Genomic DNA, 8,814 nt, shown 5'->3' on the forward strand with positions numbered 1-8,814 from the left:
AAAGGACAAATGACTAAGGACTAAGGACTAAGGACTAAGGACAAATAACTTACTTGAGTGTTGTATTGAGGTCTTGGTGCGATCGCAGCAAATTATCTGCTGTATTGTGTACGCCAAATTCGGCGGCTAATTGCGCTCCTAGTGTGCCGTGGATGTACAGAATGAACATGATTGCTATGCCTGCGAACAGATAGATCCATTGCACTTCTCTATCTGTCTGTTTATATTCTTGTTTGCCCCAAATGAAGCGCTGCCATGCTCTCCAGATGGTCATACCAACAATCAGCGCTAATAAGAATACGCCTCCCACACCATGCCAAAGCATAGTTTCCATTGCCTGCAATCCCCAGGCACTCTTCATATCAGCTGGTGGTGCTGCCAACAACATTTCGTAAAAGCCTGCTCCTACCGTGAAAAATGTGATGATGCTGGCAGCTAACATGTTGTACCAGCCAACAGCAAATAAGTTGTCACGTTCGACAGTAATTGCCAAAAATTTGAAGACCCACTTTTCAAAGGGGAACAGAACACCAACAATATCAAAGGTCATCGCAATGATGAACAAACCTATTGTCAGATGCACTAAGTTGGGATGAATCGGAATTGTGTAAGGTAATCCGTTTGGGCCTAGAGAGTCGGTTAATTGGTTAATCAATTCTGAGTTCATCGCAACACACCATCCTTTACTGCTTCCACAACTGGCACGGTATGCAATCCATACACCCAAACAAGTTCATCTCCGAGATATACTTGTAAGCCAACTATTAAGGTTAAAACTAGCCCCGCTCCCAAATAATAAATCGGTACTTTTTTCGGGTTACGGGCACGAATTACATAACGCCAAGCTGTAATCGCTGTGATAATTCCCGAAAGCGACCAACCAATTAACGTATGCAAATTCAGCACCGATTTAGCTAGGCTGTAAGGCTGTGCTAACCCTGCTTCAAACTGACCAAAAATAATCGCGACGAAGATGGCGATCGTGGCAACTAACATATTCCACCAACTCACCTCAAAAAGACCGGATTTACCAGTAAAATAGCCAATTACATCGCAGAAGAAGGAAAACAACACCATCGCAATTACGAAGTGGACAACGATGGGATGAATCGTATCTGGATAGGGCAAATTGTGGTCGTTCAAGGATGTCAAATACTCAATCATCGTCTTCTCCTGGACATATCTACCGCACTATGGTCAATAAATTTTGGATTTTGGATTGGCGATCGCGCAGTCTTAGCGAGTGTCTTTTAGATTTATTCCGTCCCAGACGAGATATAAACTAGAAGACCCTAATCAAAAATCGAAAATCGCCAGTCAAACTTCAATAATTGATGGACACTCACTAATATCACCACAAGTATCCATCCATAATTGATCGAATTCTGTTCAATATCTGCGCGGTTCAATACGCTTAATCATGTCTTAGCTTTTTGTAGCCAAATTTGGTTAAATTGCCTACATGGAATAATTTTTGTTTTGATTCATTTCCTTATGCCAATAGTCTGCAACAGCAATTCTTGATGTAGCTAAATCAAATCGCTGTCGTTTGTTGATTTGCTTAACCTATCCTTTAGCTTAAGTAAATTTTTATGAATTGTCAAAACAATAAATATTAAACTTTTAAAAGTTAGTCTATAAACAAAAAAGTATTTTTAAAATGTGTTTATTTTTGCACTTTTTTAAATATAAAAAACTCGAAATAGAATATTTGTCTGTAAGGTATTTCACAATAATAAAATATTGGTTTGTGATGCAAATAACAAAAATATTTGAACTACTCAAAAAGCTCCTTAAAAAAAGAAAAGTCAGAAATCAAGGTTAAGTCAGAACTCAGAAATATAGTTTATTGCAACAGGTTGGCTTTTTTTCTCTGATATTCTTTTCATAATTCTTTCATTTTTAACTTACTTCTGCTACAGTGAGACAAAAGTGAGAAGATTATGAAATTACTATAATGAGATTTAATATCAATAACTTTCAGATGCAACTACCGCAGCACGGACAAAAATTGGTTGTAGCGTCTGTGCTGCTATTGGGACTGTGTTTGAGTGGGTGTAACCCGTCAACATCCAATTCTCAACCACAGTTAACTCCAAACCCAGGCACAACTAACACCAACCTAGATAAAAAAGGTAAAAAAGTAGTTCTTACCACCTTTACAGTCATTGCAGATATGGCGCAAAACGTGGCAGGAGACAAGGCGATTGTTGAATCTTTGACCAAACCAGGGGCGGAAATTCATGGTTATGAACCAACTCCTAGCGATTTGGTGAGGGCGCAAAAAGCAGACCTAATTTTGAATAATGGTCTGAATTTAGAGCGTTGGGCACAGAAATTGTATAACAGCGTTCCTAATGTACCTCACATTACCCTAAGTGAGGGAATTAAGCCTGTTGAAATTACGGAGGATGCCTACAAAGGGAAACCTAATCCCCATGCTTGGATGTCACCAGAAAATGCCTTGATTTACGTAGAGAATATTCGTAAGGCATTGGTTAATTTGGACTCAGCGAATGCAGAGACTTATAACACCAATGCCAAAGCATACAGCCAAAAAATTAAGGAAGTTGATGAGAAACTGCGAAAAGCCGTGTCGGTAGTTCCAGCAGACAAGCGCTACATGGTAAGCTGTGAAGGCGCTTTCTCATACGTCACCCGCGATTATGGCTTGAAAGAAGCTTATCTCTGGGCAGTCAACTCTGAACAACAAGCTACTCCCAAACAGCTAGAAAAAGTCATTGATATAGTTAAAAAAAATAAAATACCTGTAGTTTTCTGTGAAAGTACAGTCAATGATGGAGCGCAACGTCAGGTAGCTAGAGAATCGGGAGCAAGGTTTGGTGGAGTGTTTTATGTTGATTCCCTCTCTCCAGCGAATGGGCCAGCACCAACTTATCTCAAGTTGCTAGAACTTAATATTAATACTCTAACTCAGGGATTAGAGGAAAAGTGAGCAAGTATGCAAGAATAAATTTAATTATTTAAAATTAGCTTGTAGTAAGGACTTTAGTCCTGTTTTTTCCTCTTACAAACGTTAAGTCTTTGCAAAGAGGGCTAGAACTGCTCACTACAAAATACTTATTAATCTTAGAGGTGATTTTTAGTGAAATCTATTAGTATTGATGTCGAAAATCTGACAGTTGCTTACCACGGCAAAGTTGCTTTACATGGTGCTTCTTTGCAAATTCAAGCAGGTTCAATCAGTGGTTTAGTGGGGATGAATGGTAGTGGTAAATCAACCCTGTTTAAGGCGATTATGGGTTTTTTGAAGCCAGTTACAGGACGGGTTTTGATTAATGGTTTACCCATAAAAGCTGTACAGAAAAAAAGCTTGGTGGCTTATGTACCACAGTCGGAAGAGGTGGACTGGAATTTTCCAGTAAGTGTCCATGATGTGGTGATGATGGGTCGCTACGGATACATGAATATACTACGAATTCCGTCGGCGAATGATCAAAGAGTGGTGAGGGAGAGTCTGGAAAGAGTGCAAATGTGGTCAATGCGCGATCGCCAAATTGGAGAACTCTCTGGGGGACAGAAAAAACGTGCCTTTCTCGCCCGTGCTTTAGCACAACAGGGAACAGTTTTACTATTAGATGAACCTTTTACTGGGGTAGATATCAAAACAGAAAAAGCGATGATTGACTTATTGCTGGAATTGCGAGAAGAAGGTCATACAATTTTAATTTCTACCCATGATTTAGCATCTATCACCACTTTTTGTGACCAAGTAGTACTCATTAATCGTACTATTTTAGCTTATGGTGATACATCCGAAGTCTTTACAGAAGAAAATCTATCACGCACTTTTGGCGGTTCTCTCGGAGATTTATCCTTCAAAAAAAGTCAGATAATCCGTGGAAATCAAAATGAATCTGATTGATTGATAATTTTTAATGGATATTGCTTGGATTAGAGTTATAAAAATATGAATACTCTCGCATTCTTAGACTGGTTAACCACACCCCTACAGCATGAATTCATGGTGAAGGCAATTTGTGTAAGTGCCTTAGTTGGGGTAGTCTGTTCTGTTTTATCTTGTTTTATGACCCTCAAAGGTTGGGCATTAATGGGAGATGCTGTTTCCCATGCAGTAATGCCTGGGGTAGTAATTGCTTATGTTTTAAATATTCCTTTTGCTGTGGGCGCTTTTGTCTTTGGAGTAGGTTCAGTTATTGCGATCGGTTATATCAAAGCGAAGACGAGAATTAAGGAAGATACTGTCATCGGACTTGTATTTACAGGATTTTTTGCTCTGGGTTTGGTACTAGTTTCCAAAACTCCCAGCAGCGTAGACTTGACGCACATTTTGTTTGGGAATGTCTTGGGTATTTCTAATGAAGATATCATCCAAACGGTGATTATTAGCGTAATTACTTTAGTAACAATAGCTGTTTTACGCAAAGACCTACTATTATTTTGTTTTGACCCCACTCATGCACGTTCCATCGGCTTGAACACAGGAGTACTGCACTATATTTTACTATCATTACTCTCTTTAACTGCTGTTGCCGGACTCCAAACAGTGGGAATTATTCTGGTTGTAGCTATGTTAGTTACTCCGGGAGCAACGGCTTACTTATTAACAGACCGTTTCGACCACATGATACTAATTGCAATGGCATCGGGCGTATTTTCTAGTGTTATGGGGACTTACATCAGCTATCATATCGATGGTGCAACAGGGGGTTGTATAGTGGTGTTGCAAACCTTATTGTTTGTCATAGCAATGATTTTTGCACCTAAACATGGGTTACTGGTAAGAGCAAAGAAGCAGGAAAACACTGACTGATTCAGTATGAAATACCCTTTGCTATTTACATAACCCCCATTCCATAGGTGTGAGGGCGAAACAAGTGTCGTTTAAAATTGTGGTAATTGGTACTTCTTTAGGCGGATTATCAGCATTGAAAATCGTCTTGGGCAATTTACCAGCAGACTTCCTTGTACCGATCGCGATCGTGCAACACCGTCACAAAGAGTCTAGCAATACACTCCAGAATTTATTACAAGAATCCACTTTGTTGAAAATTCGCGAAGTGGAAGACAAGGACGAAATACTACCGGGACATATCTACTTAGCCCCAGCAGATTACCACTTACTGGTTGAACTAGGTCACTTTGCCCTCTCGACTGATGAGCCTGTTTCTTATGCTAGACCATCTATCGATGTGCTATTTGAGTCGGCAGCCGATGTCTACACAGAGCAAGTTATTGGTGTAATATTGACAGGAGCAAACCAAGATGGTATGCAAGGTCTTAAGAAAATAAAAGCGCGTGGAGGAATTACTATTGTACAAGAACCTGCCACAGCGGAGAGCGATATTATGCCAGAAGCAGCAATTTCTGCTGTTACAGTAGACTGGATTTTGACACTCTCAAACATTGCTTCCCAGATGGTCAAGCTTTGTCAATCATCACAGAAATAAACCGATGCAGATGGAACCCAAAGTCAACATCCTCCTAGTAGATGATAAACTAGAAAATTTGCTGGCACTAGAGGCAATCCTAGAAAAACTAGGGGAGAATCTGGTGAGAGCTACTTCTGGGGAAGAAGCTTTGAGGTGTCTGCTGCATCAAGACTTTGCAGTGATTTTGCTGGATGTACAAATGCCTGGGATGGATGGCTTTGAAACTGCTACCTTAATTCGGAATCGGGGGCGATCGCGTCACACTCCAATTATCTTTCTTACTGCCTTTAGCACCAGCGACCAAATGCTGTTTAAAGGTTATGCCTTGGGTGCTGTTGATTATCTGCTCAAACCACTAGACCCCAATATTTTGACTTCTAAAGTCACAGTATTTGTGGAACTATTTAAGAAAACAGAAGCCGTCAAGCAACAAACAGCGCAGCTAGTAGCTGTGAATACTGAACTCAGGCAAAGTGAAGAACGATTCCGATCGCTAAGTACCTGCTCACCCGTTGGCATATTTGAAACTGATACCGAAGGCGACTGTAAATATACTAATCCCCGCTATCAGGCAATTTGTGGCTTGAAAGCGGCAGAGAGTTTAGAAAACAAATGGCTAGAATCCGTTCATTCAGAAGATAAAGAACGAGCGATCGCTAGTTGGTCTGCTTACATTTGTGAAGGTCGGGAATACTCAGAAGAATTTCGCTTTCAAGCTGCTCACAATAACATTCGTTGGGTTCAAGTCCGCTCATCACCGATGCTTTCCAGTCAAGGAGACTTGTTGGGTTATGTCGGCACTCTCGAAGATATTACCGAACGCAAGCAAGCAGAAGAAGTCCGCGCTCAAGTGATTCGCGAACAAACGGCAAGACAGGAAGCAGAAGCTGCTAATCGGATGAAAGATGAGTTTCTAGCTGTTCTCTCTCACGAACTCCGCACGCCTCTAACCTCAATGCTGGGCTGGTCAAAAATCCTCCGCGCCAAGAAACTTGACGAAAAAGCCACTTCCCGCGCTTTGGAGGCGATCGAACGCAACGCCATATCTCAGATGCAACTAATTGAGGATATCTTGGATGTATCTCGGATTATCCGTGGTCAGTTGCGGTTAAATGTATCTGCGGTAAATTTGCTCTCGGTGATGGAGGCAGCTTTAGAGGCAGTTCGTCCCCTAGCAGAGCCAAAAGATATTCAATTAAATACTGTGCTGGATACTTCGATCGGGTCAGTATATGGCGATCCAGCCCGTCTACAGCAAATTGTCTGGAACCTACTAACTAATGCAATAAAGTTTACCCCTAAAGGCGGTAGGGTAGAGGTTAGGTTATCAAAGCATTTTGGATTTTCGATTTCAGACTTTGATGTGAGCGCTACTTCCACAAGCCTCAGTACAACCCAGTCGAACAATTTTGGATTTGAATCTCATAGTGAAAATTTAGACTCTTCAAACACTGAAGAAAGCAATAATCTAAAATCTGTCTTGGAAAATTCTGATGGTTGGGAGCCGAGTATTAAACTTTCCGCAAAATCTCAAAATTCAAAATCTCAGTACGCCCAAATTCAAGTTATCGATACAGGCATTGGTATCAGTTCCGAGTTTTTACCCAAAGTATTTGAGCGTTTTCGGCAAGCAGACAGTACCACAACGCGATCGCACAATGGATTAGGACTAGGATTAGCGATCGTCCGTCATTTAGTGGAACTGCACAAGGGTACAATCTTTGCTCAAAGTTTAGGTAGTGGACAAGGAGCAACCTTTACTGTGAGACTACCACTGCTACAAGACAATAGGGGTGGCAGGACGAGTAGAGAAGCGACAAGAGAAACTTCTTCCTCTGTGCCATCGACACCCCTTGCTGGATTAAGGGTTTTAGTTGTAGATGATGAAACAGATACCCGTAACTTTCTCAGTTTTATGTTTGAGGAGTATGGGGCTTTTGCCACTGCGGTAGGATCAGTTGATGAAGCCCTAGTAGTACTTGAACAAGCAAAACCAGATATCGTGATTAGCGACATCGGTATGTCAGAGCAAGATGGTTATACACTGATTAGGAAACTGCGCTCTTTAGAACCAGAAAAAGGCGGACGCATCCCTGCGATCGCTTTAACAGCATACACGCGAGAGGAAGACCGATTGAAAGCCCTTTCAGCAGGGTTTCAGCAGCATTTATCTAAGCCAATTGACCCCAATAAATTGATTGCTGCGGTTGCCAATATATTAGAACTGCCTTTGGAAATTCCAGTGAGTTGATTGGGGGCTGGGGACTGGGGACTGGGGATTGGGGACTGGGGACTGGGAACAACGAGAATTAAGCAATGCCCAATGTCCAATCAAGACGAAGTTAGAGCATATTTTTTCAAATCGTCTAGAGAAACCACTTCCAAAGCTCTAGCATGGGTTGCTGAAAGTATGACGGGTGGAGCGACGCCAGCTTCTAGAGCTTCTTGCCAGCGAGAAGCACACAAACACCAGCGATCGCCAGGCTTCAATCCAGGAAAATTAAAATCAGGAACAGCTGTGCTGAGGTCGTTCCCCTGCGATTTGGTGAACTCCAGGAATTCTGATGTCACTTGGGCACATACGACATGCGACCCGAAATCCTGACCACCTGTACGACAAAAACCGTCGCGGTGAAACCCAGTCATGGGAGAAGTACAGCAAACCTCTAGGTTTCCATCGATTACATTTTTAGCGTCTGTCATCGTTAATTCGTTGTACTTGATTTTTCCACTTGATATAAGCTTATATTTATTGTCAATTCCCTGGTTAAATAAAAATCGCGATCGCTAATTAATTCCCAAAAGCAAGAAATTCTAAAATTACTTATCTCAAAATCGCTAAAAATAAATCTCTCAGCAGAATATTGTAAGAGCGATCGCTCTCAGTTTAAATAAAAAATAAAACCCCTGGCTAACTACCAGGGGTAATGCAAGTCAGTACTTTTCGCATGGAATGTATCCTACTCAAATACCATAGCAACCCTCTAATTTACAGATATGCCATTTTGCCAAACAAAAAAAGCCCTCAGTGGTAAGCTAAGGGTTAATTTTTTTAGAATAGCGGTAATATACAAAGCTATTATTCCCAGATAAGTTAAGCAAATAATACTTGTAGCCTACGACATCAGAATTTCTTGTTCCCTTTTCTACGAAAGGCTGCGCGAGTAGAGGGTTACTCCCGTTGAGCAATCGTAGACACAAATCAGACACCGATTTTAAACAGCCACATTACTTTGATGGTATATAAAAGAGAGCTTCGGCGTATTCCTACCTCGTTGTTTGCTTTTAAATAAGTAAACCTAATGACTTACATCAGCTTTACTGAAGTAATAAAAGTTGATTAAAAAATGTAAAGCAGTGTAAAGTAGTTTCACAGGCAAAGACAAGACCGCCTGATTCA

At 41.1% G+C, this 8,814-nt stretch carries 8 protein-coding genes; 5 read left to right on the plus strand and 3 right to left on the minus strand.

Going from position 1 to position 8,814, the window contains the following annotated elements:
• Nucleotides 1-49: 49 nt before the first annotated feature.
• A complete protein-coding gene (locus V7K44_RS09820) occupies nt 50-667 on the minus strand; it encodes a DUF2231 domain-containing protein (protein ID WP_334930969.1) in 618 nt (205 codons plus the stop codon).
• Entirely contained in the window at nt 664-1,164 is a 501-nt protein-coding gene (locus V7K44_RS09825; protein ID WP_334930971.1) for a DUF2231 domain-containing protein, read from the minus strand. The genes V7K44_RS09820 and V7K44_RS09825 overlap by 4 nt, the downstream gene beginning before the upstream one ends.
• 793 nt (nt 1,165-1,957) lie before the next feature.
• Here V7K44_RS09825 and V7K44_RS09830 point away from each other — a divergent pair.
• From V7K44_RS09830 to V7K44_RS09850, 5 genes are all read left to right on the plus strand, one after another.
• Nucleotides 1,958-2,956: a metal ABC transporter substrate-binding protein gene (locus tag V7K44_RS09830; RefSeq protein WP_334930973.1), complete on the plus strand. Its 999-nt coding sequence runs from the start codon at nt 1,958-1,960 to the stop codon at nt 2,954-2,956.
• 150 nt (nt 2,957-3,106) lie between these two features.
• Nucleotides 3,107-3,886, plus strand: a complete 780-nt coding sequence (locus V7K44_RS09835) for a metal ABC transporter ATP-binding protein (RefSeq protein ID WP_334930975.1) — start codon at nt 3,107-3,109, stop codon at nt 3,884-3,886.
• A 45-nt stretch (nt 3,887-3,931) separates the two neighbouring features.
• The gene (locus V7K44_RS09840) at nt 3,932-4,795 is read left to right on the plus strand and encodes a metal ABC transporter permease (protein WP_334728224.1); all 864 of its coding nucleotides are present in this window, start codon (nt 3,932-3,934) and stop codon (nt 4,793-4,795) included.
• A gap of 64 nt (nt 4,796-4,859) precedes the next feature.
• Nucleotides 4,860-5,432, plus strand: a complete 573-nt coding sequence (locus V7K44_RS09845; protein ID WP_334930977.1) for a chemotaxis protein CheB — start codon at nt 4,860-4,862, stop codon at nt 5,430-5,432.
• Between the two features lie 4 nt (nt 5,433-5,436).
• On the plus strand, nt 5,437-7,665 hold the full coding sequence (locus tag V7K44_RS09850) for a hybrid sensor histidine kinase/response regulator (protein WP_334930979.1): 2,229 nt from the start codon (nt 5,437-5,439) through the stop codon (nt 7,663-7,665).
• Between the two features lie 80 nt (nt 7,666-7,745).
• Here the strand turns inward: V7K44_RS09850 and V7K44_RS09855 are convergent, their stop codons facing one another.
• On the minus strand, nt 7,746-8,117 hold the full coding sequence (locus V7K44_RS09855; protein ID WP_334930981.1) for a DUF2237 family protein: 372 nt from the start codon (nt 8,115-8,117) through the stop codon (nt 7,746-7,748).
• Nucleotides 8,118-8,814: the final 697 nt, after the last annotated feature.

Source organism: Nostoc sp., from assembly GCF_036917235.1.
Taxonomy (GTDB): Bacteria; Cyanobacteriota; Cyanobacteriia; order Cyanobacteriales; family Nostocaceae; genus Nostoc.

Bases quoted from the DNA above. Each gene is read 5' to 3' on its own strand.
- V7K44_RS09820 (WP_334930969.1), bottom strand. From the start codon at position 667: ATGAACTCAGAATTGATTAACCAATTAACCGACTCTCTAGGCCCAAAC.
- V7K44_RS09850 (WP_334930979.1), top strand. From the start codon at position 5,437: ATGCAGATGGAACCCAAAGTCAACATCCTCCTAGTAGATGATAAACTA.
- V7K44_RS09840 (WP_334728224.1), top strand. From the start codon at position 3,932: ATGAATACTCTCGCATTCTTAGACTGGTTAACCACACCCCTACAGCAT.
- V7K44_RS09825 (WP_334930971.1), bottom strand. From the start codon at position 1,164: ATGATTGAGTATTTGACATCCTTGAACGACCACAATTTGCCCTATCCA.
- V7K44_RS09855 (WP_334930981.1), bottom strand. From the start codon at position 8,117: ATGACAGACGCTAAAAATGTAATCGATGGAAACCTAGAGGTTTGCTGT.
- V7K44_RS09830 (WP_334930973.1), top strand. From the start codon at position 1,958: ATGAGATTTAATATCAATAACTTTCAGATGCAACTACCGCAGCACGGA.